The organism is Streptomyces sp. NPDC050560 (genome assembly GCF_044457285.1).
In the GTDB taxonomy this organism is placed as follows: Bacteria; Actinomycetota; Actinomycetes; order Streptomycetales; family Streptomycetaceae; genus Streptomyces.
Genome location: NZ_JBITGT010000011.1, coordinates 82473 through 108443, shown reverse-complemented (window position 1 = coordinate 108443; position 25971 = coordinate 82473). Strand labels below are relative to the sequence as shown.

The window sequence follows — 25971 nt, the reverse complement described above, 5'->3', positions numbered from 1 at the left end:
CGCGTGGACCGCGAACCGGGCGCCGACCGCCTTGTCGTGCTGCCCGACAGCGCGTCAGGCGTCGGCGCCCGGCGTCTTTTCGGCGGACGGGAACTTCTCGCCTACGGCTCAGGACGGCCATGCCTGATAGCGGACCCGGGCCCTGCCCCTGCGGCCCCCTCGGGGAATGAGCGTTTCGTCTCGGCGCGGGCGGGCCCGGTCGCGCTGGCGGTTATCGGCGACACGGCGGTCTCCCCGGAGCAGGTGCGGGTAATCGCGGCCCGGATACGCCGGCTCGATGACGTCGACACGGTGGCGGAGCGGATATCCGGCAGTTTCCATGTGGTGGCGGTCGTGGGTGACGAAGCCCGGTTCCAGGGAACGGCATCCGGTCTGCGGCGGGTTTATTACACGCGCCTGGGGGCGGAATTCGACCATGCCGTCGTCATGGCCGGCGGAGCCAGAGAACTGGCCGAGGGCGTCGGGGCGGACCTCAGCACAGAAGCACTGGCCCTCCATTTGCTGCCCCGGGTCCCCTCGGCGCTTTCCGTACCGCTGTGGAAGGGAATACGCTCCGTCGCACCGGGCAGCGCCGCCTGCCTCGGCCCCGAGGGAATACGCATTCGCCCCTGGTGGACGGTGCCGGAGGCGGAACTCTCCCTCGCCGAGGGCGCCCCCGCATTCTCCGCGGCGCTGGAGCGCGCGGTGGCGACGCGGGCCAGGGCGGGCGCCATGGCGTGTGATCTGTCGGGGGGACTCGACTCCACACCCCTCAGTTTCCTGGCCGACGCCCTCGCGCGCCGCACCGACGGCCGGCTGATCACGTTCTCCCAGGAGTCCGGCCAGCCGGGCCTGGACGACGCCGACTACCGGCGCCGTGCCCTTGAACACCTGTCGAGTACGCATGTGACAGCGCGGTTCGGCGAGTTGCCCGCATGGTTCGCGCGGGCGGCGCGACCCGTGCACGGCCTTGACGAGCCCCTCCTGACCGTACGCTCCCTCGCGCGGGTCACCGCGACCGCGGAACTGCTGGGCGGCCAGGGCGCGGCGGTGCACCTCACGGGCCACGGCGGAGACGAGGTCACCCATCTCCCGCTCTGCTACCTGCACGACCTGTCCCGCACCCACCCGCGCGCGCTGTGGCCACACCTGCGCGCCGCCCGCGCCAGAAAGCGGTGGCCGATCGCCTCTTGCGCCCACGCGCTCTCCGACCGGTCCTCCTACGGCACCTGGCTGGCCGCCCAGGGACGTCTCCTCACGTCCCCCCTGCCTGCCAGGAACCGTCCTGACTTCGGCTGGGAAATGCCCCTGCGGCTCCCCTCGTTCGCGACACGCGCGGCCGCCCAGGAGGTGCAGCGCCACCTTGACGCCACCGCCGAGCACATCTCCCCTTACTCCCGCGCACGCGCACAGCACCAGTGCCTCTCCACGCTCAGGGCCAACGCCGCGGACTACGCGGCCCTCGGCCGGCTCACCGCACGCTCCGGCGCCACGATGCGCACCCCCTACCTGGACGACCAGGTCATCACCGCCGCGCTCTCGGTCAGGATCGATCACAGGTCGAGCCCGGTCGCCTTCAAACCGCTCACGGTGGCGGCCATGGGGTCACACGTCCCGCCCCGGTGTCTCGAACGCGGCACCAAAGACGACTTCTCCGCGGAGTTCTACGCCGGATTCCGCGCCCACCAAAACCAACTGCTGGCGCTCGCCGAGGACTCCGCCCTGGCCCGCCACGGCCTTGCCGACGCGGAGCGGCTGCGCCTGCTGTGCGCCCACACCCCGACCCGCGCCGGCGGCTTCGACGCCGTGGGCCTCGACATCTTCATCGCGGTCGAGAACTGGCTGCGCGCCGTCGAAGACACCCCGTCGTCTCCTCGACGGCGGGGAGAAGGGGGATGAACAGCGTGTCCCTGCGGCTACCAGCGCACGTCACCCTCACACCGGTGGAAGCACCCGCGGAAGCAGACGACACCGGCGGGCCGCGCCGCGGAGCGGTACTGCTCGACGGACGGAGGGGCACGTACTGGCAGTTGAACCCCACCGCTCACCTCCTCGTGACTGCTCTGCTGCGGGACGCGAGCCCCGAGGAGGCCGCCGAGCAGCTCTGCGCCGCCTACCCGGCCGCCGTCCCCCGCGCCGCGGAGGACACGAGGGACCTCATCGACCGGCTGGTCGGTTCCGGTCTGCTGGAGCGGACATGAACGTTCCCTATGTCCACGAGGGACGCGGCCGCCTGGCCTGGCGGAAGCGCCCGGCCGCACTGGTCGCGGTGGGCGCCGCGCATCTCCTCTCCCGTCGGTCACCCGAGCGGATACGCGGAACGCTCGCATATGCGCGCACGGGCGCCAGGCCCGCCACGGAGCGGCAGGCGAGGCAGGCGCGGGACGCGGTCGTGGCCGTCAGCATCTCGTGCGCGGGCGAGGGCTGCCTGCCGCGTTCCATCGCCACCGCCCTGCTGTGCCGCATGCACGGCACCTGGCCCACCTGGCGCACCGGCGTCCACCTGTATCCGTTCAGCGCCCATGCCTGGGTCGAGGCCGATGGCGTCGCCGTCGGCGAACCACACCCGCCGGGCTATTACTCGCCCACCCTCACCGTCGAGCCCGCGCCCGGCGGCAGACAGCGCAAAACCCGGCGGTAGCGTCGCGGCGGCGACGGCCTCCCGCGCGGGACGGTTCCCAAGGGGGTTCCACCGCACCGGAGGCCGTCGCCCAGGCCACGGCCGGGCGCCGCGTTGCCGGGCACGTCCTCGTACGCCCAGTACGAGGGCGACCTCCCCCTGGGCCCCGAGGGCCCGGGGGCGCCCCCACCGCCTTGCGATCTCCCCCACTGCACGAAAGGCGTGGGAGGTACCCCCAGCACCGAACGCCGCCCGGCCCGCCCTCCGGGCGAACGACGCCACTTTCGCAACACCCTCTAGCCCGACCCGCTCCCGGGCGACGTATCCGGCAGTGTCCGCGTGCACGAACTCCACCCGGTCGGCGACGCCCAGCTCGGCCGCGCGGGCCCTGGCCTTGCCGGTGAACACGGTGCTGATGTCCACACCCGTCCCGGTGATCGCGTGGTCGCGCGCCCAGGTGCACAGCAGCTCGCCCGAGCCGCCGGCCAGGCCGAGCGCCCGGCCAAGGCAGGCCGCGGCTCGCGCCCCGCGCCCCCGTATCGTGCCCGGCGCGGGGGCGGCGGACCGGGAAGGGTGAAGGACGGTACGGATCAGCGCGGCCACGGAGGCGGACGTCGGGGAGCTGTCGGCGCTTGAGTTCGGCGTGACGCGGCAGATCGGCGCTGTCCAGCGACTCTCCCGGCAGGAAACGCTCCTCCTGGCCCCGGGTGAGCGAGTGGCGCGGCGCGAGGCCGCCGAGTGCGCCGTTGAGTCTCATGGCGTCGTGGACGGCGGCGTACCCCTCGGGGCTGCGGACGGCCTCGACGAGCGCCGGGGCCGCGTCCCGCTGCCGGACGCCGATCCGGGCGAGGCGTACTCCCGCGGGGGTCCAGACCGGGAAGGCGTCGGACGCGGGGCCCTGCACGGTGCGGGGTGGTGCCGGGCGACGCGTTGCGATTACCGTAAGAGACCAGATCTCCGCCAGGAAGAAGGCACTCTGTGGTGACCACATCGTCCGAGTCGGTGCTCCTCGGCAGCCCCTACCGCGCGGACTGCCCCACGCGCCGCGTCCTGGACCGCATCGGAGACCGCTGGACGGTGCTCATCGTGGGCGCCCTCGGGGACGGCAGGGTCCGCTTCTCCGAGCTGCGGCGGCGCGTCGAGGGCATCTCGCAGAAGATGCTGACCCAGACCCTCCGCGGGCTCGAAAGGGACGGGCTCGTGGACCGCACCGTCCACCCCGAGGTCCCGGTGCGCGTCGAGTACGAGCTGACCGAGGCGGGCCGCACCCTGCGCGAGCCGCTGCGCGCCCTGGAGGAGTGGTCGGTGACCCATCTCGGCGACGTGTCCGCGGCGCAGCGAGCCTACGACCGGGCGGACGCGCCCTCTTCCGACCCCACGGGGACCCACGGGACATGACGGGCCGCCGCCGCGCGGCAGGACGGGACCGGCACGGAAGCTGACGCGCTCGGCGTCGTACTCCGGCGGAAGCCGGCGGAGTCCTACCGGGGCTCCGGTTCCGGCGGCAGGTCGAAGCCGAGCGCGCGGGCCGCGGCGTGCGGGGTGGGCTGGGTCCAACGGGGCGCCTGCGGGGCCGAGACGAGGGAGCGGGGCTCGGCGCGGTCCAGGTACAGCGTGCCGCCCAGGTGGTCGGTCTCGTGCTGGACGATGCGCGCGGGCCAGCCCGCGTACTCCTCCACCACCGCACGCCCGCGCCCGTCCAGCGCACGCAGCCGCACACGCGCGTGCCGGGCGACGACCGCCTGGTAGCCGGGCACGCTGAGGCAGCCCTCAAAGAACGCCGCGCGCTCCCCGTCCACCGCCTCGTACACCGGGTTCACCAGGACCCGGAACGGCAGCGGCACCCGCCCCCTGGCCTCACGCACCTCCGCGTCGACCTCCGCCGGGTCCTCAAGGACCGCGATCCGCAGCCCGACGCCGACCTGCGGCGCGGCGACGCCCACCCCGGGGGCCGCGTGCATGGTCTCCCGCAGCGCGGCCACGAAGCGGCCGAGCAGCGCGTCGTCGAGCTGCCCCTCGAAGGGCTCTGCGGGCCGGCGCAGCACGGGGTCGCCCGCCGTGACGAGGGGCAGCGGACCGGGCCGCGCGAGCAGCTCGGCGACCTGCTCCGCGAGCGGGGGCGCGGGTGGTGTCCTGGACATCCGCACAGGATGCCACGGCCCCGGGCGCCGCCGTCCCGGCCGCCCCGCCCACCGGGCGCGGGGCCCGCCGTGGCAGGCTGGAACGGTACCGGAATCCGCACGTCGGGGCCGCTGCGCAGGCCACCCGGAGTCCGGGGCAGGGAGCACGGATGAGGGACCACGCGAACCACGCGCGGGGCGCCGCACGGCGGGCGACGGCGGGAGCGACGGCATGAAGGACTCCCCGCACCCCGCCGCCTCCCCCTGCTGCGGCCCCGCCCGCGACGCCGGGGACACACCACCGCGCGCCGTGCCCGCCGCCCCTCTACCCGCCCCCGAGGCACCCGCGTCGGCGTCGCGGCCGCCTGCGGGCCACCGGATGGCCGTGCTGCCCGGCGGCACCTTCCGGATGGGCGACGCCTTCGGCGAGGGCTACCCGGGCGACGGGGAGTGGCCGGTCAGGGAGGTCGCGGTGGCCGGGTTCGCCATCGACACCACCACCGTCACCAACGCGCAGTTCGCGGCGTTCACCGAGGCCACCGGCCATGTCACCGAGGCCGAGCGGTTCGGGAACTCCTTCGTCTTCCACCTGCTCGTCACCCCCGAGGGCGGGCGCCGGGTGCTCGGCCACGTGCCCGCCGCGCCCTGGTGGCTCGGCGTCGAGGGCGCCTCCTGGCGCCACCCCGAGGGCCCGGGCTCCGACGTGGACACCCGCGCCGACCACCCCGTCACCCATGTCTCGTACCACGACGCGCTGGCCTACTGCGCCTGGGCGGGCCTCAGGCTGCCCACCGAGGCCGAGTGGGAGTACGCGGCCCGCGGCGGCCTCGACGGCGCCCGCTACCCCTGGGGCGACGAACTGACCCCGGGGGGCCGGGAGATGTGCAACACCTGGATCGGCGACTTCCCCCGCCGCTCCGCGCGCCCCGGCGGGCGCACCGGCACCGTCCCCGTCGCCGCGTACGAGCCGAACAGTTTCGGCCTCCACAACACCTCGGGGAACGTGTGGGAGTGGTGCGCCGACGAGGCGGGCCCGGGCGAACGGGTCATCCGCGGCGGCTCCTACCTCTGCCATGTCTCGTACTGCAACCGCTACCGGGTGGCGGCCCGCTCCCACAACACCCCCGACTCCTCCACAGGACACGGCGGCTTCCGCTGCGCCCGCGACCTCTGAACCGCCCGCCCGCACCCGGGCCCGCGCCGGGGACGGGGCCGGGCGCGCCGTGCGGACGGGCCGGGGCGCGGCCACGCCCCAGTACCGCAACAGGCAACGTTCACCCCGTCGCGACACCCAGCACGCTCCCCCGAGTTCTCGACTCCGCCCGAACAGGGAGGTACCCCCTTCGCCGCACCGGACGAAAGCCCACGTACGCCCAGTACGCGGACTTCCGCCCGGCACGCCGACAGCACGCACCGGACGCCGCTCCTTGACAGGCAAACGCTGCCTGCCGCAGCACTAGCATCACCGGCATGGAGAAGATCGCATTCCTCGGCCTCGGGCACATGGGCGCCGCGATGGCCCGTCATCTGCTGGACACCGACCACCCGCTGACCGTCTGGAACCGCACCGCCGCCAGGACGGAGCCCTTCACCGGACGCGGCGCGCGGGCCGCCGCCACCCCGGCGGAGGCGGTGCGGGACGCCGACGTCGTCATCACCATGCTCGCCGACCCGGCGGCCGTCGAGGAGGTCGCCGCGGCGATCCTGCCGGCGCTGCGCCCCGGCACCCACTGGGCGGAGATGTCCACCATCGGCCCCGACGCGGTACGGGACCTGGCGGCGCGGCTGCCCGAGGGCGTGAGCCTGGTGGACGCCCCGGTCGCGGGCAGCACGGACAAGGCGGAGGCGGGCGAGCTGCGGGTGCTCGCGGGCGGTGACGCGGCCGCCGTCGAGCACGTACTCGCCCGCTTCGGCACCGTCACCCACACCGGCGCCCTCGGCTCCGCCGCCGCCCTCAAGCTGGTCGTCAACACCGCGGTGCTCGGCGGCGTCGCGCTGGTCGCGGAGGCGATGTCGCTCGCCGACGCGCTCGGCCTGCCCGAGGACACCGTGCGCGGCGTGCTGTCCACCAGCGCGCTCGGCGGCGCCGTGCCGCGCGCCTTCGCCACCGACGTCAACTTCGGCCTCGCCCTGGCGAAGAAGGACGCGGGCCTCGCCGTCGACACCGCCGGCCTGCCGATCCTGGACGCCGTGCACCGGCAGTACGCGTCTGCCGCGGAGACCGCCCCGGCCGAGGACATCGCCGCCCTGGTGCCCCGGGTCCGCGAAGCGGCCGCGAGGGCCCGCGGCGGGGCCCCCGGGACCGGCTGACACACCCCCGTACCGCCCCGCACGCCACCGCGCCCCCACCCGTCACACTCCGCGTTCTCCCCCTGACCCCCGGGCGACGTTACACGCCCGTGACAACCGCCGTGCCGCGCTCTTCATCGGACTGGGTGAAAGGACCGATCGGGGACGGCGGCGGCGCCGCCGGGGGCGAGGGGAGCAGTGGCCATGAACGACGACGGGCGCGGACGGTACGACGACTGGCAGACCGAGACGGCGCGGACGGCCAGGCTCCCCCGGCTTGAGGGGACGGCGGACGCGCCGGGGGCGCACGCGGCGCCCTCCCGGCGGCGTCCCTCGCGGCGGGCGCTGCTCGGGCTCGGCGCGGCCGGGCTGCTCGCGGGCGGCGCGTCCCTCGCGGCGGCGCGCTGGGGCGGGCACAGCGCCTCCGCGCTCCAGGGCGTGGACGGCTCCGAGGGCGCGTCCGCCAAGCCCATCGGGGACGGTTCGACCTCGGACACCGGGGCGCAGCCGCACCGGCAGAAGCCGCGCAGGCTCGCGCCGGGCGAACGCCCGCCGCAGTTCGTCGTGGTGTCCTGGGACGGCGCCGGCTCCCTCGACGACGGCCTCTTCGAACGCTTCCGCGGGGTCGCCAAGGACACCGGCGCCCACATGACGTTCTTCCTCTCCGGCCTCTACCTGCTGCCGGAGTCCAAGAAGCACCTGTACCGGCCGCCGAACAACCCGGTCGGCGCCTCCGACATCGGCTACCTCGCCGACGGGCACATCAGGAACACCATCGAGCAGGTCTCCGCGGCCTGGCGGGAGGGCCACGAGATCGGCACGCACTTCAACGGGCACTTCTGCTCCGGCTCGGGCTCCGTCGCCAAGTGGACGCCCGAGATGTGGGAGAGCGAGATATCCCAGGCGATGTCCTTCGTGACCTCCTGGAAGACCAACACCGGCTTCACCGACCTGCCCGCGCTGCCCTTCGACTACCGCGAGGAACTGGTGGGCGGGCGCACCCCCTGCCTGCTCGGGCAGGACAACCTGCTGGTCGCGGCGGCGGCCAGGAAGTGGCGCTACGACGCGAGTTCGCCCGGCGGCCTCCAGGTGTGGCCCACCAAGAAGCACGGCCTGTGGGACTTCCCGCTCCAGAGCGTGCCCTTCCCCGGGCACCACTTCGAGGTCCTGACCATGGACTACAACATGATGGCCAACCAGTCGGGCAACTCCACCAACGGCAACACCGCCTCCCGCCCCGGCTGGCTCGACACCGCGCACCGCAGCTACAAGGCCGGTTTCCAGCGCGCCTACGACGGCAACCGCGCCCCGATGTTCGTCGGCAACCACTTCGAGTCCTGGAACGGCGGCATCTACATGGACGCCGTGGAGAAGTTCGTACGGGACGTGGCCGACATGCCGGACGTGCGGTTCGTGTCCTTCCGTGAGCTGTGCGACTGGCTGGACGCCCAGTCCGCCGACACCCTCGCCTCCTTCCGCACCCTCGGCGTGGGCCAGGCGCCCTCGGGCGGCTGGGACGGCCTCGCGGACGCCGCCTGACCCTGCGGGGCGACCCAGGGCCCGCCCGGGGCCCGGTGCCTAGCGGTCCGCCGCGTCCCGGCCGTCCTCCGCCCCCAACAGCGCCACGAAGTCCCGGAAGACGCCCGGCATGTCCACCGCGTCCGGGTCGAGCAGCCACTGGTACTGCAACCCGTCCATCACCGCCACCATCAGCATCGCCCCGCGCTCCGGGCTGAGCCCGGACGGCAGCGCGTCCCCGTACTCCTCGCGCAGCGCCCCTGCCATGGTCGCGCGCACGCCCGCGTACCGCTGGGTGAAGAACGGCCGCGCCGGGTGCTCCTCCGTCACGCTCTCGCCCAGCAGCGCGGAGAAGGTCTGCACGATCCCCGGCCGCATCGCGTTGTACTCCACGAGGGCCTTGAGCAGGTCGAGCCGCCACGCGCCGTGCGGCACCGCGTCCCACTCGTCGCGCTGCTCAAGTACGGCCAGCAACAGCGCCTCCTTGGTGGGGAAGTAGTGCAGCAGACCCTGCTGGGTCAGCCCCACGCGCTCCGCGACCGCCCCCAGCGTCGCGCCCCGGTAGCCGCGCTCCGCGATCACCTCGAAGGCCGCCCGCAGGATCTCCGCGCGCCGCTCCGCGCCCCTGGCCCTGGCCGCCATGCCCGCTTCCCCTTCCCTTCGCCGCCCTTGCCCGGCCGTCCCGGCCACCGCCTGTCCCCCCGCACCGTACGACATCAAGAATAACGGCAAGGTAACGAAATCTACCGATCTACAGGGTACGGGTGCAGGATGGGACGGGCTCGCACGGGAACCGCGGGGCGACGGCGCCCCGGCCGCGCCCGGGAGCGCCGAGGAGCACGGCCGACGAACCAGAGAGGGGCCCGCCGATGGCGGCACCGAGCACAGCAACCGCCGGCGACGAGGCAGCCCGCGAGGCGGCGGTGGACGCCGCGCTCGCCCGGCTCGACACCGACGACAAGGCCCGGCTGCTCGCCGGCCGGACCATGTGGGCGCTGCCCGCGCTGCCCGCGATCGGCCTCGGCGCGCTGGTGATGTCGGACGGCCCGGTCGGGGTGCGCGGGGTGCGCTGGACCGCGGCCGACCCGTCGATCGCGCTGCCCTCCCCGACCGCCCTCGCCGCCTCCTGGGACCAGGACCTCGCGCACCGCGCCGGTGTGCTGCTTGCCCAGGAGGCCCGCCGCAAGGGCGTCCACGTGCTCCTCGCCCCCACCGTGAACCTGCACCGCTCCCCGCTCGGCGGCCGCCACTTCGAGGCGTACAGCGAGGACCCCCACCTCACCGGGGTGATCGGCACCGGCTATGTGCGCGGCGTCCAGTCCGGCGGCGTCGCCACCACCGTCAAGCACTTCGTCGCCAACGACGCCGAGACCGACCGCTTCACCGTGGACAACACCGTCTCCGAGCGCGCCCTGCGGGAGCTGTACCTCGCGCCCTTCGAGGCGATCGTCGCGGACGCCGCGCCCTGGGGCGTCATGACCGCGTACAACACGGTCAACGGCACCACCATGACCGAGCACCACGCGCTCGTCGAGGGCGTACTGCGGGGCGAATGGGGCTTCGACGGCGTCAACGTCTCCGACTGGACCGCCGCCCGCTCCACCGGCGCCGTGAGCGGCGGCCTCGACATCGCGATGCCGGGCCCGCGCACCGTGTTCGGGCCCGCGCTCGCCGCCGCCGTCAGGGCGGGCGAGGTGAGCGAGGCGACCCTCGACCGCGCCGCGCGCCGGGTGCTGCTGCTCGCCGCCCGCGTCGGCGTGCTCGAAGGTGCCCCGCCCGCCGTCCCGCCCGCCGCGCTGCCGCCCGCGGCCGACGGCCCCGCGCTGGCCCGCGAGATCGCCCACCGCTCCTTCGTACTGCTGCGCAACGAGCCCCGCCGCGGCGCCCCCGGCGGCGGACGGGTACTGCCCCTCGCGCCCTCGGCGCCCGGCACGGTCGCGCTCATCGGCGCCGCCGCCCGCGACGCCCGCGTGCTGGGCGGCGGCTCCGCCACCGTCTTCCCCGACCACGTCGTCCCCCCGCTCGAAGGGCTCACCGCGGCCCTGCCCGAAGGCGCCGTCCACTACGCGCTCGGAGCCGACCTCACCGACGAACTCGCCCCCGCCGCCCAGGGGTTCGAACTGCGCGCGGTCTGCCGCGACGCCGCGGGCACCGTACTCGGCGGCTGCCCCCAGCCCACCGGGCAGGTCCAGTGGATCGGCGACGACCTCCCCGACGGCGTCACCCACGCCACCCTCGACACCGTCGAGATCACCGGCACCTTCACCCCCCGCACCACGGGCGAGCACGCCTTCGGCACCCGCGGCCTCGGCGACTTCAGGATCAGCGTCGGCGGCCTGAGCCGCTGGGACGGCACCCAGGGCGTCGTCGAGGGCAACGACCCCTTCGCCGCGTTCTTCGGCGAGCCCGTCGAGCGCGCCAGGGTCCACCTCACCGAGGGCGTCCCCGTCGAGGTGTCCCTGCTGCACACCCCCGACCGCGTCTTCGAACGCCCGCTGCCCGGCATCACGTTCTCCCTCGTCCACCTGCCCCCGCGGCGGCCCGCCGACGAACTCATCGCCGAGGCCGCCGAAGCGGCACGCGCCGCCGACACCGCCGTGGTCGTCGTCGCCACCACCGAGCGCGTCGAGTCCGAGGGCTTCGACCGCCGCGACCTGTCCCTGCCCGGCACCCAGGACGCCCTGGTGAGCGCGGTCGCCGCCGCCAACCCCGACACGGTGGTCGTCGTCAACGCCGGCTCCCCCGTGGAGATGCCCTGGCGCGACGAGGTGGCCGCCGTGCTGCTCACCTGGTTCCCGGGGCAGGAGGGCGGCTCCGCGCTCGCCGACGTCCTGCTCGGCACCGAGGAGCCCGGCGGACGGCTCCCCACCACCTGGGGCCCGCTCGCCGACGCCCCCGTCACCAGGGTCGTGCCCACCGACGGGAAACTCGCCTACGACGAGGGCGTGTTCATCGGCTACCGCGCCTGGCAGCGCCCGCGGACCCCGGACGACCCGGCCGCACCGCCCGCCGCCGAGCCCTCGTACGCCTTCGGCCACGGCCTCGGCTACACCGACTGGGCCTACGAGTCCCTCACCCTGGACGGCACCACCGCCACCGTGCGGGTGCGCAACACCGGCGGCCGCGCGGGCCGCGAGACCGTCCAGGTGTACGCGGCGCCGGGGCCGGGCACCGAGGGGCCGCCGCGCCCGGTGCGGGTGCTCGCGGGCTTCGCGACCGTGCAGGCGGGGCCGGGCGAGAGCGCCGAGGCCACCGTCGCACTGCACCGCCGCGCCTTCGAGGTCTGGGACGAGCACACCGGCGCCTGGACCCCGGTGAAGGGCGCCTACTCCATCGAGGCGGGCCGCTCCGCGGCCGACCTCAGGCTCACCGCCCGCCACGACATCTGACGGTCTGTCAAAAGACGCCCCCGGGACGGCACCTGACGGCCGGCCCGGGGGCCCGCGCACCCGTCACGGATGTGCGCCGCCCCGCACACCTGTGGCAGACTCCCCGCCCAACACGGCGGCGGGAGAGCACACATGGCGGTTTCGGACCGACGGCGCGCACCAGACCCGAGGGGGCGGCCGCACCGCCCGCATCCGTACCCCACCGCCCCCGGCAGCCTGCTCGACCCGCCTGACCCCCGGGACCCGTTCCACGAGCCTCCCGCACACCCCCGGGGCGCCGAAGACCCCCGCCCCGGCCGCACACCGCAGCACCGCGCCCTGGTATGGCGCGCACGGCAGCTCGGCGGCCTGCTGACGGCCGGCTGCCTGGCAGCGGTGCCGCTCATCGCGGGCGGCCTGCACGCCGCCCTGCGCGGCGCGCCCGCGGGCCTCCTCCTCGCCCTCGCGGGCCTCGCGACACTCGCCGCCGCCGTGCCGCTCGCCCCGAGGGCGCGCCTGCTGCGGCGCCGGGTACTGGCACGCTCCGCTGACGCCAGGACCTCCCCGGTGGCGCACCTGCCGGACGCGCGCGCCGCGGCCACCCTCGCCGCCCGGCTCAACGGACTGCTGGCGCTGCTCTCCTTCGGCGCCACCGTGTACCTGCTGGTGCTCGGCGCCGACCTGGGCGCGTTCCACGACTCCGTGGCCTTCGGCGCCCTGCTGCTCGCCGCGGCGCTCCCGCTGGCGCTCTCCCTCGCGGCGGCGGCGACCCTCCCCTTGCTGCTGCGCGGCGTCCCCGCGGGCGCCACCGCGGGCCGCCGCCTGTACGCCGCCTTCACCCTGCCGGGGCTCGCCCTCCTGGTGCGCGGCGGCTCCACCGCCACCCAGGCGCTCGGCGCCGCCACGGTGCTCGGCTGCCTCGCCGCGATCGCCGTCCTCGGCCGCTGCGCCCGGCGCCTGCGCGGCCCCGCCGCCTGACCCGCCCCGCCCCGCCACCGCCGCGCGGCGCGGCGCGCCCGACGCCTACCGCGCCGAGAACCCGTACACCGTCTGCGAGCGGAACACCTCGCCCGGGCGCAGCACGGTGCCGGGGAAGTGCGGATGGCGCGGGGAGTCGGGGAAGTGCTGGGTCTCCAGCGCGATCCCCGCGCACGGCCCGTACGGGCCGTGGGAGAGATGGTCGCCGGTGTAGAGCTGGAGGCCGGGCTCGGTGGTGGCGACCGAGAGCGTCCTGCCCGACGCGGCGTCCGACAGCAGGGCCACCGGCTCGGGGCGCTCCGTCACCCCCTTGTCCAGCACGTAGTTGTGGTCGTAGCCGGGCCCGGTCCCGCGGGGCTCGCGGAAGTCGAAGCGTGTCCCCTCCACCGGCACGATCCGCCCGGTCGGGATGTTGCCGGGGCCTGTCTCCGTCAGCCGCCCCGCGGCGAGCCGCAGTTCGTGCCCGACGGCGCTGCCCGAGCCGGCGCCGGCCAGGTTCCAGTAGGTGTGATTGGTGACGTTGACCACGGTCGGGGCGTCCGTGGTGGCCTCGTAGCCGATCCTCAGCGCCCCGTCCGGGTCCAGGGTGTAGGTCGCGGCGATCCGGAGACGGCCGGGGAAGCCCTCCTCGCCGTCCGGGCTCACCCGGCTCAGCCGCACCCCGTGCGCCACCGGCTCCGCGTCCCACACCCGCTTGTCGAAACCCCGCGGCCCGCCATGCAGCAGATTGGTTCCTTCGTTGGCGGGCAGGACATGGGTGCGCCCGTCGATCTCCACACGGGCGCCCGCGATCCGGTTGGCGTAGCGGCCCACCAGCGCCCCGAGGTACGGCTCCGGGTGCGCGAGGTAGCCGTCGAGCCCGGGGAAGCCCAGCGCCACCTGCACGGGACGCCCGTCCCCGCCCCGCACCCGCACCGACTGCACGATGCCGCCGTACGTCAGCACGGCCACCCGCACCCCCGCGCGCTCCAGGGTCCAGCGGGAGACGGGCACACCGCCCGGCAGCACACCGAAGGTTTCAGGAGACATGATCATGAGGGTACGCCGGGCGCCGTCCCCTCAGGAGACCGCCTCGGGCGCCGTGACCCGCGCGAAGGCGATTTCGGCCAGCCGCGCCTGCCCGTCCCGGCTCGGGTGGAACCAGTCCCAGTGGCTCAACTGCCCGGTGCCGAAGCGGTACTCGAAGACCGCGCCGTCGTCGAAGCGGCACCTGGGCACCGCCGCGCACTCCTCGCGCAGCACCGAGTTGTACGCCACCACCCGCTCCCGCACCGCGTCCCTGCGCCGCGTCGCCGCCGCGTCCCGCGCCCCCGAGTCCTCCAGCATGGTGGGGCAGATGCCGAGCTTCCACACCTGCCTGCCCAGCGGATTGCCCCGGCCCTGCGACCACAGCCGCTTGAGGTCGGGCACGCTCGCCACGTACACCTCGGACTTGGGCAGTCTGTCGTGCGCCACCGCGAGCGCGTGGTGGAAGGCCGTCCGGAAGTCGGCCACCGGGGTCATGTCCTGGACCGTGTCGCGGCAGGCGTCGTTGGCGCCCGCGAGCACCGTCACCAGGCCGGGGGAGCGGGGCGCCGCCTTCTCGATCTGCCCCGCGACGTCCCGCATCCGGGCGCCGGTGCGGGCGTAGTTCCAACTGTGCTTCGCGGCGCCCTCCCTGCCGAGCAGCCGCACCGCGAGGCTGTCGACGTCCGGGTCGCTCCCGGTCGACCAGGACACCTCGGGACAGTCCGTCAGCACCGAGCAGGCGTCGAAGCCGCGGGTCATGGAGTCGCCCACGGCCGCGAGCGACGACGGGCTCGTGTCCCACACCCGCTCAGGACGGGGCGCCCGCGGCTTCGCGGACCGTGCCGCCGACCCGTGCCCGCCGCCGTCGTGCACCACCCCGTACGTGGTGAGCCCCGCCGCGCACAGCGCGACGGCCGCCACGGCCGACGCGGTGCGCACCCCGGTCCTGCTCCGCCGGCTCCCGCGCATCACGTTCCCCCGTCCGCTCGGTGTGGCCATGACGTCCCTGCGGGTGAATGGTCGGTGTTTCCCTGGCCCGGGACCGACAGTACGTCACACTCCCCACCCCGCCGCACGGTAGCCTCGGCCACATGGCGCGTACCGGCCGCCTCGGCGGGGCGGCGACAGGCCGCGGGTGCGACCCGACGGCATCCCGTCGAAACCGTCCGGTAAATTGCATCACGTCGTATCTGTCCGTTTTATTGGTTTCTTGAGTTTCTCGTAGTTGTTGGTTGTCAGGTTTCCTCGGATGTCAGGAAAGATTGCTCGGCACGGGCGCGAGACCCCCGCGGCAGCGGACCTCGTCCCACACTGGAGGTCCCGGTGACGACTCGTGGAGTTCTGTACGTGCACTCGGCACCGCGCGCTCTGTGCCCGCACGTCGAATGGGCGGTCGCTGGCGTGCTCGGTACGCGCGTCAACCTCGACTGGATTCGGCAGCCCGCGGCCCCCGGCACCTGGCGCGCCGAGTTCTCCTGGCAGGGCGAGGCCGGCACGGCGTCCAAGCTGGCGTCCGCGCTGCGCGGCTGGCAGCTCCTGCGCTTCGAGGTCACCGCCGAGCCCTGTCCCACCGCCGAGGGCGAGCGCTACAGCGCCACCCCCGACCTCGGCATCTTCCACGCCGTCACCGGTATGCACGGCGACATCCTGATCCCCGAGGACCGGCTGCGCGCCGCCCTTGCCCGCGCCCAGCGCGACGGCACCGACCTGGCCGCCGAGGTCTCCAAGCTGCTCGGCAAGCCCTGGGACGACGAGCTGGAGCCCTTCCGCTACGCCGGTGAGGGCGCCCCCGTCCGCTGGCTCCACCAGGTCGTCTGACCCCCGCCCCCGCGCCGCCCGCGCGCCGGGTCACACGAAAGGCCCGCCCCCGTAAGACGGAAGGGGCGGGCCTCCTGCGGCGCGGGGCTCACTCGCCCTCGTAGCTCCTGAGCGCCAGGACCACATTGTGGCCGCCGAAGCCGAACGAGTCGTTCAGGACCGTCAGCGGCCCGTCCCGCAGCGGGCGCGGCTCGGCGCCCACCACGTCCGCGTTGGCCTCGGGGTCCAGCCTGTCCAGGTTGATCGTCGGCGGTGCGAGCCGGTGGCGCAGCACCTGGACGCAGGTCACGCTCTCGATACCGCCGGCGCCGCCGAGCAGATGGCCCGTCATGGACTTGGTGCCGGAGACCGTCATGTGGTCCACGTGGTCCCCGAAGACCTTGCGCAGGGCCTTCAGCTCCGCGACGTCCCCGGCGGGCGTGGACGTGGCGTGCGCGTTGACGTGGGCGATCTCGGCGGGGTCCACGTCCGTGTTCTGGAGGAGGTTCTCCAGGGCGTGCGCGATGCCGTTGCCGCCCGGCTCCGGTTGCACTATGTCGTGGCTGTCGGCGGAGATGCCCTGGCCGACGGCCTCCGCGTAGATCCGCGCCCCGCGCGCCCTGGCGTGCTCCTCTGACTCCAGCACGAGCAGGCCCGCGCCCTCGCCGAGCACGAAGCCGTTGCGGTCGACGTCGAAGGGGCGGGAGGCGGTCTGCGGGTCGTCGTTGCGCTTGCTCATCGCCATCATGTTGCCGAACGCGGCGATCGGCAGCGGATGGATCGCGGCCTCGGTGCCGCCCGCGATCACCACGTCGGCGCGGCCGGTGCGGATCATCTCGATCGCGTAGCCGATGGCCTCGGCGCCCGACGCGCAGGCGGAGACGGGGGTGTGCACCCCGGCGCGCGCGTTCACGCACAGGCCGACGTTGGCCGCCGGGCTGTTCGGCATCAGCATCGGCACCGTGTGCGGGGACACCCGCCGCGCGCCCCGTTCGCGCAGGACGTCGTACTGCCCGAGGAGCGTCGTCACCCCGCCGATGCCGGAGGCCACCACGGCGCCGAGCCGGTCGGGGTCGACGGACGGGTCGGGACCCGCCTTGTCGGTGAACCCGGCGTCCTTCCATGCCTCCTGGGCCGCCACCAGCGCGAACTGCGCCGAGCGGTCGAGCCGGCGAGCCTGCGGCCGGGGGATGATCTCGGTCGGCTCGACCGCGATCTGGGCCGCGATACGGACGGAGAGCTGCTCCGCCCAGTCCTGTTCGAGAGGGCCGACGCCGGAACGCCCGGCGACAAGACCCTCCCAGGTGGATGCCACGTCGCCACCCAGCGGTGTGGTTGCGCCGATACCGGTGACGACCACGGTGCATTTGGTCTGGCTCACAGGAATTCATTCTCCACGGTGTACGAGGGATTCAGCGGCGCCACCGCCGGGTGGCGGCAGGCTTGCACAGGCCCGGTTCAGTCCTGGTGCTTGAGGATGTAGTCGGTCGCGTCGCCGACGGTCTTGAGGTTCTTCACGTCGTCGTCGGGGATCTTGACGTCGAACCGCTCCTCGGCGGCGACGACGACCTCGACCATGGAGAGCGAGTCGACGTCGAGGTCGTCGGTGAAGGACTTGTCCAGCTGGACGTCCTCAACCGGAATCCCGGCGATTTCGTTCACGATCTCGGCGAGACCGGTGACGACCTCTTCCTGAGTGGCGGCCATGTCGGGCGCTCCTTCGGTGTGTATCAGAGGGTGTGGGGCTTCCCGTACGACTGGTGCCGTACGGCCGTGCAACTTCCGGGAGGACGGTACGCGACCCCGCGCTGTGAGCTGCGCCCGAGTCCCCGGTCGGGTGCCTGCGGTGCGGCTAGGGGAGGGTGACGACCATGGCCGCGTAGGTGAGTCCCGCGCCGAACCCGATGATCAGCGCCGTGTCCCCGCTCCTGGCCTCCCCCGTGGCGAGCAGCCGCTCCATCGCAAGCGGAATGGACGCCGCGGAGGTGTTGCCCGTGGTCTCGACGTCCCGCGCGACCACCACCCGGTCGGGCAGCTTCAGCGTCTTCACCATCGAGTCGATGATCCGCATGTTGGCCTGGTGCGGGATGAACACGTCCAGCTCGTCCGCGCAGAGCCCGGCCGCGTCCAGGGCCTGCTGGGCCACCTTCGCCATCTCGAACACGGCCCAGCGGAAGACCGCCTGGCCCTCCTGCGTGATGGCCGGAAACTTCTCCGGGGCGTCGCCGTCGCGGTACGCGGTCCAGGGCACCGTCTGCTTGATCGTCTCCGACTTGTCGCCCTCGGAGCCCCACACCGCCGGGCCGATCTCCGGCTCCTTCGAGGGGCCCACGACGACCGCGCCCGCGCCGTCGCCGAAGAGGAACGCCGTCGCACGGTCCGTGAGGTCCGTGAGGTCGGAGAGTCTTTCGACGCCGATCACCAGCGCGTGCTGCGCCGAACCGTCGAGGATCATGCCCTTGGCCAGCGTCAGCCCGTAGCCGAACCCGGCGCAGCCCGCGGAGATGTCGAAGGCGGCCGCGCGGTCGGTGCCGAGCTTGTCGGCGATCTCCGTCGCCACCGCGGGGGTCTGCGCGAAGTGCGACACCGTGCAGACGATCACCGCGCCGATCTGCTCCGCGGAGATCCCGGCGTCCGCGATGGCCTTGCCCGCGGCCTCCAGGGACATGGCGGCGACCGTCTCGTCCGCGTTCGCCCAGTGCCGGGTCGCGATGCCGGAGCGGGAGCGAATCCACTCGTCGGAGGAGTCGATCGTCTCCAGGATCACCTCGTTGGGTACCACCCGGGTCGGGCGGTACCCCCCCACCCCGAGGATACGGGCGTGCGGGGCGCCCCTGCTCGGCTTCAGCTTCGCCATACTGTCGGCTCCTTGTCAGGCCGTGGTGTCCACGGCGGGACTTCCATCGACGGGGGTGCCAGGGGTGCGGCCGTCCGGGGCGTCATCGGCCCGGACCTGCCCATGCGGCGCCCGCCCGTCCGCCGGGGCCGCCGCGTCCACGGCGTGCCGTCCGGCCAGCTCCAGGGCGGCTTCGAGATCATCGGGTGTCTTCAGGGCCACCGTGGGCACCCCCGGCATGGCGCGCCGGGCGAGGCCGCGCAGCGTGCCGCCGGGGCACAGCTCGATCAGCCCCGTCGCACCGAGCCGGGTGAAGGTCTCCATGCACAGGTCCCAGCGGACGGGGTTCGCGACCTGGCCGACGAGCCGGTCGAGGAGCTGGACGCCGTCCCCGACGACCGCGCCGTCCCGGTTGGACACGTACGCAGTCGCCGGGTCGCCGGGCCTGATCGCCCGCGCCGCCTCGGTCAGCCGCTCCACCGCGGGCGCCATGTGCGAGGTGTGGAAGGCGCCCGCCACCTTCAGCCGCACCACCTTGCGCGTCCCCTCGGGCGGCTCGGCCGCCAGCGCGTCGAGCTGTGCGGCGGTGCCGGCCGCCACGATCTGTCCCGCGCCGTTCACGTTCGCGGCGGTCAGGCCCAGGTGTTCGAGGCGCGCGGTGACCACGTCGTCCGCGCCGCCGAGGATCGCCGCCATGCCGGTCGGTGCGACCGCCGCGGCCTCCGCCATCGCCCGGCCCCTGGCGCGCACCAGGCGCAGCGCCGCGTCCCCGTCGAACACCCCGGCGAGCACGGCCGCCGTGATCTCGCCGACGCTGTGGCCGCCGACCGCCCCCGCGGCGACGGGACCGCCCGCCGCCGTCTCCAGCGCCCACGCCGACAGCAGGCCGCCCGCGACCAGCAGGGGCTGCGCCACCGCGGTGTCGCGGATCGCCTCCTCGCCGGCCTCCGTACCGAAGTGTGCGAGGTCGAGGCCGATGGCCTCGGACCACGACCCCACGAGGTCGGCGGCGCCGGGCAGATCGAGCCAGGGGCGGAGGAAACCGGGCGCCTGTGCGCCTTGTCCGGGAGCTACGAGTACGAGCACACTCACACTCTCTCTTGTGTACGGTACCGCCCGCCCGTGGGGACAAGGACGAAGAACGCAAGGGGGAATTGTAGCTCTTCCACAAACCGTGCCGGTTATGCCTCGGCGTCCGCCAACCTGCCCAGAATCAGCGCGATCCGGAGAGTGAAGGCAGAGCGTACATCGGACGGCGACCAGCCGGTGACGTCAGTCACTCGTCGCAGCCGGTACCGGACCGTGTTGGGGTGGACGAAGAGCATCCGCGCCGCCCCTTCGAGACTGCTCGCCTGCTCCAGATAGACACTCAGCGTCTCCAGCAGAGCGGACCCCGCCTCTTCGAGCGGTCTGTAGATCTCCTCCACCAACTGCCGCCGGGCGGAAGGGTCGGCGGCGATGGCGCGCTCCGGCAGCAGATCGTCCGCCAGCACAGGCCGCGGCGCGTCCTGCCACGCCGTGCACGCCTTGAGTCCGGCCGCCGCGGCCTGCGCCGACCTGGTCGCCGCCTGGAGGTCGCCCACCACGGGGCCCGCTACCACGGGGCCCGCCGCATACGGCCTGATCAGCGCCTTCGCCACCTGGAGCGGCTTGTCGCTGCCGCCCGCGATCACCACGAGGCGGTTGCCGAGCACCCCGGTGAGCACCTGGAGCTTGGCGTGCCGCGCGGCCCGCCGTATGGCCTCCACGGTCAGCTCGCTGTCCCCGTCGGGCGCGGTGCCGAGCACCACGCACACGTGCTCGGGGGAGTTCCAGCCGAGCGCGGCGGCCCTGGACACCGCGCCGTCGTCGGCCTCGCCCGAGAGCACCGCGTTCACCACGAGCGACTCCAGGCGTGCGTCCCAGGCGCCGCGGGCCTCGGCGGCCTGCGCGTACACCTGCGCGGTCGCGAAGGCGATCTCGCGCGCGTAGACGAGCAGCGCCTCGCGCAGCACCGACTCGTCGCCCGGCGCCGCGACCTCCTCGATCGCGGACTCCATCACCTCGATGGTGGTGCGCACCATCTCCACCGTCTGGCGCAGGGTGATCGCCCTGGTCAGCTCGCGCGGCGCGGTGCCGAACACGTCCGTGGAGATCGCCTGCGGGGTCTCCGGGTGCCTGAACCACTCGGTGAACGCGGCGATACCGGCCTGCGCCACCAGCCCGATCCACGAGCGGTTCTCCGGCGGCATCGCCCGGTACCAGGGCAGCGTCTCGGCCATCCGCGTGATCGCCTGCGCCGCGAGGCTGCCGGAGGATTTCTCCAGCCGCCGCAGGGTGGCGGCGTGCGGATGGACCGGGTGCGCGGTCGGCGGTACGGGTCCTGTGCTGCTTGATTCGGGTTCTGGCACGGGACAAGACTGCCTCATCGGGGCGCGGCCGTGTGGCGGCGGGGGACAGCGGGCTCGCGGGGCACCGCGGCGTTACGGTGGGCCGGTGGACTCAAGGGACCCGGCGACGGCCGGAATCGAGGTGCGTCGCGCGGCCACCCGCTACCCCGGGGGCGACGCGGGGGCCGGGATCGAGTCCTGGCACTCGTTCTCCTTCGGACCGCACTACGACCCGGCGAACCTCCGCTTCGGGCCGCTGCTCGCCGTCAACGAGGAACGCCTCGCGCCCGGCGCCGGGTTCGACGAGCACCCGCACAGCCACACCGAGATCGTGACGTGGGTCGTCGAGGGCGAGCTGTGCCACCGGGACTCCGCGGGCCACGAGTCCACGGTGCGTCCGGGGGACGTCCAGCGCCTGAGCGCGGGCGACGGGGTGCGCCACACCGAGCGCAACCCGGGCCCGGGGCCGCTGGTGTTCGTGCAGACATGGCTCGCCCCGCGCGATCCCGGCGGGCCGCCGCGCTACGAGGTGGTGCGCGGCATCGCCGACGCCACCCCCTATGAACTGCCCGCCGCGGGCGCCCTGCTGCACGTGCGCAGGCTCGGCCCGGGGCGGCGCGCCGCCCTGCCCGCGGCGCCGCTCGTGTACGCCCATGTGGTACGGGGCGCGGTGCGGCTGCCGGACGGCAGGGAGCTGGCGGCGGGCGACGCGCTGCGTGCCGCCGCCGCGGGCGCGATCGAGGTGACCGGGGCGTCCAGGGCGGAGCTGCTGGTGTGGGAACTGTCGGGGGACGGGGCGCGTTAGACGTCGCCCGGCGGCGGGGAACGGAACGCGGCGGATTCGGGCCGTCCCCGCGCGGGTCAGGCGGCAGCGCTCCCGCGCAGCTCCGCGAGCACCGCGTCCGTGAACGCGGGCCACGCCTGCGCGGCCCAGGGGCCGAAGGCGCGGTCGGTGAGCGCGACGGCCGCCGCGCCCGCGTCCGGGTCGATCCAGAGGAAGGTGCCCGACTGGCCGAAGTGGCCGAAGGTGCGCGGCGACGAGGAGGCGCCGGTCCAGTGCGGCGACTTGCCGTCGCGGATCTCGAAGCCGAGGCCCCAGTCGTTGGGGCTCTGGTGCCCGAAGCCGGGCAGCACGCCCCGGGTGCCGGGGTACTGCACGCTCATCGCCTCCGCGACCGTGCGGGGGTCGAGCAGCCGGGGCGCCTGCACCTCGGCGGCGAAACGCGCCAGGTCGTCCACCGTCGACACGCCGTCCTTCGCGGGCGAGCCCGCGCCCTCGACGGCGCTCGCCGCCATCCCCAGCGGCTCGAACACGGCCTGCCGCACATACTCGGGGAAGGGTATGCCGGTCTCCTTGGCCACATGGTCGCCCAGGGTCTCGAAGCCCGCGTTCGAGTACAGCCTGCGCTCGCCCGGCGGGGCGGTGACCCGGCGTTCGTCGTACGCGAGGCCGCTGGTGTGCGCCAGCAGATGGCGCACCGTGGCGCCCTCGGGCCCCGCGGGCTCGTCGAGGTCCACGCCGCCCTCCTCGTACGCCACCAGCACCGCGTACGCCGCGAGCGGCTTGGTGACGGAGGCGAGCGGGAAGCGGTGCCCGGTGGGGCCCCGGCTGCCCGCCACGGTGCCGTCCCGCCGGACGACGGCGGCGGCCGCGGTGGTGACGGGCCAGTTGTCGATCAGCGCCAGGCTTCGCATGCCACGAGCCTAACGGCCCCCGGGAGCCACAGGGCACGAGCCCGAAGGTCCCCGGAAGTCACCGGCTCAGGCGCATGGCCGGCTGGTGGCTCGTGCGGAACCCGAGGGAGGCGTAGAGCGGTTCGGCGTCCCGCGTGGCGTGCAGGTCTATCTTCGGCACGCCACGGCGCCCGTACCAGTCGAGCAGCGCGTCCATGCAGGCGCGCGCGTAGCCGCGGCGGCGCGCGCCCGGCTCCGTGGCGACGTTGAACACGTGTCCCGTCAGCCCCCGCGGATTGCCGGGGGAGGGCATCCTGTGCTCCACGGTGCCCGCGGCGCAGGCGGCTAGGCCGTGTCGTTTGGATCTTCGCGGGGGTGCGACGCCAGCTACGGCACCTCGCCGCGTTGTCGGAACGTCCACGTACGCCCAGTACGAGGACGATCCTCCGCCTTGCGATGCACCGCATCTGACGCCGCACCCTGGTCCACGAAGATCCAAACGACACGACCTAGCCCGGTCCCCGAGGGGTCGTCCACCACGTACACGGCGAGGGTGTCCGGCGCGTGCTCCAGGCGTTCGCGCAGGTCAGCGAGGGCGGGCCGGATCCAGGACGTGTCGTCGCTGGGCGCGAACGAGTCCAGCATGATCTTGCGGAGCCTGACGATCTCCTCGGCGTCGGCCGGGGCGGCGCGGCGTGCGGTCGGTGCGGCGGGTGGCGCGTCCATGGGGGGAGGGTAACCGGGGGCGGTGCGCCGCCCGCCGGTATTTTCGTCCCGCACCCGGCCATGGGAGGCGGCGCGGGGTACGGCACCCGGGGGCTTTGCCGTTCGCGGACCGGAACACGCTTGCCTGGAGTGCACTCCAAGGTCATAGCGTGGTGGGCATGACGGTGATGGAGACCACGGCCGTACCCACCGAGAGCGATCCCTGTCTCAAGCCGGGCATCCAGGCCGGGCACCCCCGGCCCGAGGGCGAGGACCAGTACACGATCAGCGAGGTCGTCGCGTTCACGGGGCTGTCCGCGCACACCCTGCGCTGGTACGAGCGGATCGGGCTCATGCCGCACATCGACCGCTCGCACACGGGCCAGCGCCGCTACACCAACCGCGACCTCGACTGGCTCAGCCTGGTCGGCAAGCTCCGTCTGACCGGCATGCCGGTCGCGGACATGGTCAGGTACGCGGAGATGGTGCGCGAGGGCCCCCACACCTTCCCCGAGCGCCAGGAACTGCTGGAGACCACCCGCCGCAACGTGCTGGCGCGGATCGGGGAGCTACAGGACACCCTCGCGGTGCTCGACCTCAAGATCAATCACTATGCTGACGCCCGGCTGGCGTCGGAGAGGTACTGAACCGAATGAGTGTCATCCCACAGGTCAAGCTCGGTTCCGCGGGTCCCGAGGTGGGCGCCCAGGGCCTCGGCTGCATGGGCATGAGCTGGGCGTACGGGCCGACGGACGCGGACGCCGCGCGGGCCACCCTGGACCGCGCGCTGGAGCTTGGCGTCACGCTCTACGACACGGCGGACGCCTACGGCGGCGGGGACAACGAGCGCTTCCTCGCCCCGTTCCTCGCCGCGCACCGCGACGAGGTCGTGATCGCGACCAAGTTCGCCCTGTCCTTCGACGACTCGATCCCGCCGCGGCGCGTCATCAGGAACGACCCCGCGTACATCCGCTCCGCCGTCGACGCCAGCCTGAGCCGCCTCGGCGTGGACGTGATCGACCTCTATTACATGCACCGCCGCGACGTGAACATCCCGATCGAGGAGACCGTCGGCACCATGGCGGATCTTGTGGCGGCGGGCAAGGTCAAGCACCTGGGGCTGAGCGAGGTCACCGGGCCCGAGCTGCGCGCCGCGCACGCCGTCCACCCGGTCGCCGCGCTCCAGTCGGAGTGGTCGCTCTTCAGCCGGGACATCGAGGCGGGCGTGGTGCCCGCCGCCGCGGAACTCGGCGTCGCGCTCGTGCCGTACTCGCCGCTGGGCCGCGGCTTCCTCAGCGGCTCCTTCGCGGACGCGGGCAAGGAGCTGGCCGAGGACGACTTCCGCCGCCACCAGCCCCGCTTCACCGGCGACAACGCCGCCGCCAACGCCGCGCTGCTCGAACCGCTGCGCACGGTAGCCGCCGCGCACGGCGCCACCCCCGGCCAGATCGCGCTTGCCTGGGTGCAGCAGCGGGCCACGGTGCACAAGGGGCTGACGGTGGTGCCGATCCCCGGCACCCGCAAGGCGGCCAGGGTGGAGGAGAACACCGGGGCCGTGGGCATCGTCCTCACCGAGGAGGAGCTGGCCCTGCTCGACCCGATCGCCTCCCGCGTCGCGGGCGACCGCTACGAGGACATGACCTTCACCTCGGCGGGACGCGAGTAACACCCCGCCCGCCGCCCCCGCGGACGCCTCCCGTCACCGCGGACGACCCGTCCGCACCGCCCCGCTCCCGGCCCGCCGGGGGCGGGGCGCACCCGCGCGGCGCCGCCCGCCGCGGCTCACAGCTCGGCGAGGAGCTGGGCCTTCTTCGCGCTGAACTCCTCGTCCGTGACCAGGCCCGCCTCGTGCAGCTCCCCGAGGTGGCGGATGCGGTCGGCGATGTCGGCCGGGTCCCGGTGCGCGGCGGACTGCCGGCGCGGCAGCGCGGCCCCGGTCGCGGCGGGCGGGCGCAGCGCCGCGAGGACCGCGGCCGCGAACGGCAACGACTCGTGCACGGGCCCGTATCCGACCCCGAAGACCACCGAGGCGGGGTCCTGGTCCGCCTGCTCCCGCGGGCCGGGGACGGCCGCCTCGCGCAGCAGCCGCAGATGCCCGTCGAGCAGCTCGGGGGAGCGCCACTCGACGCCGCTCAGCTCCGCCACGGGGAAGTGCTGGTCGCCCGCCTTCCACTTCGCGGACGACGCACCGGTCCAGAACCAGCGGAAGGACACCGAGTGCCCGTCGAAGGCGGCCTTGCCGTCGTACGCCTTGAACTGCTGGGGAGCCTCCGGCGGGGCCACCAGATAGCGGCCGGGCGGCTCGTCGCCCGCGCCGTGGGCGAGGGTGCGCAGCTCCGCCGCGTAGTACTCCGCGAGCGCCTTCCGCTCTCCTGGCACCACGAGCCGGTACGGGTCGCAGCCGGGGCGCAGTTGCCCGTCGGCGGCGTCCATCAGCGCGTCGGCGCCCGGCCGCGGCACGGCGCGCAGCACCACCGTGCCCCGCTTGCCGGGGGCGAGCGCGACCTCCGAGATCGCCTCGTGGGGTATGCGCCGCTCCCCGAGGACCTGGAACAGCTTCGGTGTACGGATGCCCCGCTCGTAGCGGATGAGCACGGAGTCGGATTCGAACTCCCAAACAGCGTGCAATCCGGCCAGTACGTCACCCATACGGCTCATCGTATGCGGCACGCGCGCCTCCGTCCCCTCCCTCGGCGAGCCTTGGTTTCCT

26 protein-coding genes and 1 pseudogene are annotated in these 25971 nt (G+C 74.2%); 13 read left to right on the top strand and 14 right to left on the bottom strand.

From position 1 onward, the window contains the following. Positions 1-3: 3 nt before the first annotated feature. Genes ACIBIW_RS25330 through ACIBIW_RS25320 form a run of 3 tightly spaced genes read left to right on the top strand, consistent with a single transcriptional unit; the run spans position 4 to position 2620 of the window. The gene (locus ACIBIW_RS25330; RefSeq protein WP_399339314.1) at positions 4-1878 is read left to right on the top strand and encodes an asparagine synthase-related protein; all 1875 of its coding nucleotides are present in this window, start codon (positions 4-6) and stop codon (positions 1876-1878) included. After that, positions 1875-2180, top strand: coding sequence for a lasso peptide biosynthesis PqqD family chaperone (locus tag ACIBIW_RS25325; RefSeq protein WP_399339313.1), 306 nt, complete (start codon positions 1875-1877; stop codon positions 2178-2180). The genes ACIBIW_RS25330 and ACIBIW_RS25325 overlap by 4 nt, the downstream gene beginning before the upstream one ends. Continuing rightward, a complete protein-coding gene (locus tag ACIBIW_RS25320) occupies positions 2177-2620 on the top strand; it encodes a lasso peptide biosynthesis B2 protein (protein ID WP_399339312.1) in 444 nt (147 codons plus the stop codon). Before ACIBIW_RS25325 ends, ACIBIW_RS25320 begins: the two co-directional genes overlap by 4 nt. A gap of 276 nt (positions 2621-2896) precedes the next feature. Here ACIBIW_RS25320 and ACIBIW_RS25315 read toward each other — a convergent pair. Further along, positions 2897-3139, bottom strand: a pseudogene (locus tag ACIBIW_RS25315) (SAM-dependent methyltransferase); the annotation flags it as partial. 441 nt (positions 3140-3580) lie between these two features. On the opposite strand from ACIBIW_RS25315, the gene ACIBIW_RS25310 reads away from it, so the two are divergent. After that, positions 3581-3997 (top strand): winged helix-turn-helix transcriptional regulator, encoded by a 417-nt coding sequence (locus tag ACIBIW_RS25310; RefSeq protein ID WP_399339311.1) that lies wholly within the window; start codon positions 3581-3583, stop codon positions 3995-3997. Between the two features lie 83 nt (positions 3998-4080). Here the strand turns inward: ACIBIW_RS25310 and ACIBIW_RS25305 are convergent, their stop codons facing one another. Then, positions 4081-4740, bottom strand: a complete 660-nt coding sequence (locus ACIBIW_RS25305) for a peptide deformylase (RefSeq protein WP_399339310.1) — start codon at positions 4738-4740, stop codon at positions 4081-4083. Between the two features lie 211 nt (positions 4741-4951). Here ACIBIW_RS25305 and ACIBIW_RS25300 point away from each other — a divergent pair, with 211 nt between their 5' ends. The 3 genes from ACIBIW_RS25300 to ACIBIW_RS25290 all read left to right on the top strand — a co-directional run bounded on the left by ACIBIW_RS25300 (position 4952) and on the right by ACIBIW_RS25290 (position 8547). After that, the gene (locus ACIBIW_RS25300; protein ID WP_399339308.1) at positions 4952-5893 is read left to right on the top strand and encodes a formylglycine-generating enzyme family protein; all 942 of its coding nucleotides are present in this window, start codon (positions 4952-4954) and stop codon (positions 5891-5893) included. A 296-nt stretch (positions 5894-6189) separates the two neighbouring features. Then, a complete protein-coding gene (locus ACIBIW_RS25295) occupies positions 6190-7029 on the top strand; it encodes an NAD(P)-dependent oxidoreductase (protein WP_399339307.1) in 840 nt (279 codons plus the stop codon). A gap of 183 nt (positions 7030-7212) precedes the next feature. Then, positions 7213-8547, top strand: a complete 1335-nt coding sequence (locus ACIBIW_RS25290) for a hypothetical protein (RefSeq protein WP_399339306.1) — start codon at positions 7213-7215, stop codon at positions 8545-8547. Between the two features lie 39 nt (positions 8548-8586). Here the strand turns inward: ACIBIW_RS25290 and ACIBIW_RS25285 are convergent, their stop codons facing one another. Then, positions 8587-9168 carry a TetR/AcrR family transcriptional regulator gene (locus tag ACIBIW_RS25285; protein WP_399339305.1) on the bottom strand — a complete coding sequence of 194 codons (582 nt, stop codon included), beginning with the start codon at positions 9166-9168 and terminating at the stop codon, positions 8587-8589. A gap of 227 nt (positions 9169-9395) precedes the next feature. On the opposite strand from ACIBIW_RS25285, the gene ACIBIW_RS25280 reads away from it, so the two are divergent. Both ACIBIW_RS25280 and ACIBIW_RS25275 read left to right on the top strand, forming a co-directional pair. Further along, the gene (locus ACIBIW_RS25280; RefSeq protein ID WP_399339304.1) at positions 9396-11915 is read left to right on the top strand and encodes a beta-glucosidase; all 2520 of its coding nucleotides are present in this window, start codon (positions 9396-9398) and stop codon (positions 11913-11915) included. 132 nt (positions 11916-12047) lie between these two features. Then, entirely contained in the window at positions 12048-12872 is an 825-nt protein-coding gene (locus tag ACIBIW_RS25275) for a hypothetical protein (RefSeq protein WP_399339303.1), read from the top strand. Between the two features lie 45 nt (positions 12873-12917). Here ACIBIW_RS25275 and ACIBIW_RS25270 read toward each other — a convergent pair whose 3' ends face one another. Both ACIBIW_RS25270 and ACIBIW_RS25265 read right to left on the bottom strand, forming a co-directional pair. After that, positions 12918-13907, bottom strand: coding sequence for an aldose epimerase family protein (locus tag ACIBIW_RS25270; protein ID WP_399339302.1), 990 nt, complete (start codon positions 13905-13907; stop codon positions 12918-12920). Between the two features lie 24 nt (positions 13908-13931). Further along, entirely contained in the window at positions 13932-14849 is a 918-nt protein-coding gene (locus tag ACIBIW_RS25265; RefSeq protein ID WP_399339301.1) for an SGNH/GDSL hydrolase family protein, read from the bottom strand. A 354-nt stretch (positions 14850-15203) separates the two neighbouring features. On the opposite strand from ACIBIW_RS25265, the gene ACIBIW_RS25260 reads away from it, so the two are divergent. Next, the gene (locus ACIBIW_RS25260) at positions 15204-15698 is read left to right on the top strand and encodes a DUF3145 domain-containing protein (protein ID WP_399339300.1); all 495 of its coding nucleotides are present in this window, start codon (positions 15204-15206) and stop codon (positions 15696-15698) included. A gap of 88 nt (positions 15699-15786) precedes the next feature. Here ACIBIW_RS25260 and fabF read toward each other — a convergent pair whose 3' ends face one another. The 5 genes from fabF to ACIBIW_RS25235 form a co-directional block, all read right to left on the bottom strand. Next, the gene (gene fabF / locus ACIBIW_RS25255) at positions 15787-17058 is read right to left on the bottom strand and encodes a beta-ketoacyl-ACP synthase II (RefSeq protein ID WP_399339299.1); all 1272 of its coding nucleotides are present in this window, start codon (positions 17056-17058) and stop codon (positions 15787-15789) included. Between the two features lie 77 nt (positions 17059-17135). Continuing rightward, positions 17136-17384 carry an acyl carrier protein gene (locus ACIBIW_RS25250; RefSeq protein WP_399339298.1) on the bottom strand — a complete coding sequence of 83 codons (249 nt, stop codon included), beginning with the start codon at positions 17382-17384 and terminating at the stop codon, positions 17136-17138. 145 nt (positions 17385-17529) lie between these two features. Beyond that, positions 17530-18534 (bottom strand): ketoacyl-ACP synthase III, encoded by a 1005-nt coding sequence (locus ACIBIW_RS25245; protein ID WP_399339297.1) that lies wholly within the window; start codon positions 18532-18534, stop codon positions 17530-17532. 15 nt (positions 18535-18549) lie between these two features. After that, positions 18550-19599 (bottom strand): ACP S-malonyltransferase, encoded by a 1050-nt coding sequence (locus ACIBIW_RS25240; protein ID WP_399339482.1) that lies wholly within the window; start codon positions 19597-19599, stop codon positions 18550-18552. A 95-nt stretch (positions 19600-19694) separates the two neighbouring features. Beyond that, positions 19695-20903 carry a PucR family transcriptional regulator gene (locus ACIBIW_RS25235; protein WP_399339296.1) on the bottom strand — a complete coding sequence of 403 codons (1209 nt, stop codon included), beginning with the start codon at positions 20901-20903 and terminating at the stop codon, positions 19695-19697. A 115-nt stretch (positions 20904-21018) separates the two neighbouring features. On the opposite strand from ACIBIW_RS25235, the gene ACIBIW_RS25230 reads away from it, so the two are divergent. Then, a complete protein-coding gene (locus tag ACIBIW_RS25230; RefSeq protein ID WP_399339481.1) occupies positions 21019-21687 on the top strand; it encodes a pirin family protein in 669 nt (222 codons plus the stop codon). A gap of 56 nt (positions 21688-21743) precedes the next feature. Here the strand turns inward: ACIBIW_RS25230 and ACIBIW_RS25225 are convergent, their stop codons facing one another. The 3 genes from ACIBIW_RS25225 to ACIBIW_RS25215 all read right to left on the bottom strand — a co-directional run bounded on the left by ACIBIW_RS25225 (position 21744) and on the right by ACIBIW_RS25215 (position 23282). After that, positions 21744-22577, bottom strand: coding sequence for a serine hydrolase domain-containing protein (locus ACIBIW_RS25225; protein WP_399339295.1), 834 nt, complete (start codon positions 22575-22577; stop codon positions 21744-21746). A 58-nt stretch (positions 22578-22635) separates the two neighbouring features. Continuing rightward, positions 22636-22869, bottom strand: a complete 234-nt coding sequence (locus ACIBIW_RS25220) for a GNAT family N-acetyltransferase (protein ID WP_399339294.1) — start codon at positions 22867-22869, stop codon at positions 22636-22638. A 74-nt stretch (positions 22870-22943) separates the two neighbouring features. Then, positions 22944-23282, bottom strand: a complete 339-nt coding sequence (locus ACIBIW_RS25215) for a hypothetical protein (protein WP_399339293.1) — start codon at positions 23280-23282, stop codon at positions 22944-22946. A 158-nt stretch (positions 23283-23440) separates the two neighbouring features. On the opposite strand from ACIBIW_RS25215, the gene ACIBIW_RS25210 reads away from it, so the two are divergent. Further along, positions 23441-23908, top strand: coding sequence for a MerR family transcriptional regulator (locus tag ACIBIW_RS25210; RefSeq protein ID WP_399339291.1), 468 nt, complete (start codon positions 23441-23443; stop codon positions 23906-23908). 5 nt (positions 23909-23913) lie between these two features. Next, complete coding sequence (locus tag ACIBIW_RS25205; RefSeq protein WP_399339290.1) at positions 23914-24927, top strand: aldo/keto reductase; 1014 nt, start codon at positions 23914-23916, stop codon at positions 24925-24927. Between the two features lie 116 nt (positions 24928-25043). Here the strand turns inward: ACIBIW_RS25205 and ACIBIW_RS25200 are convergent, their stop codons facing one another. Next, complete coding sequence (locus tag ACIBIW_RS25200) at positions 25044-25919, bottom strand: DUF4429 domain-containing protein (protein ID WP_399339480.1); 876 nt, start codon at positions 25917-25919, stop codon at positions 25044-25046. Positions 25920-25971 lie beyond the last annotated feature (52 nt).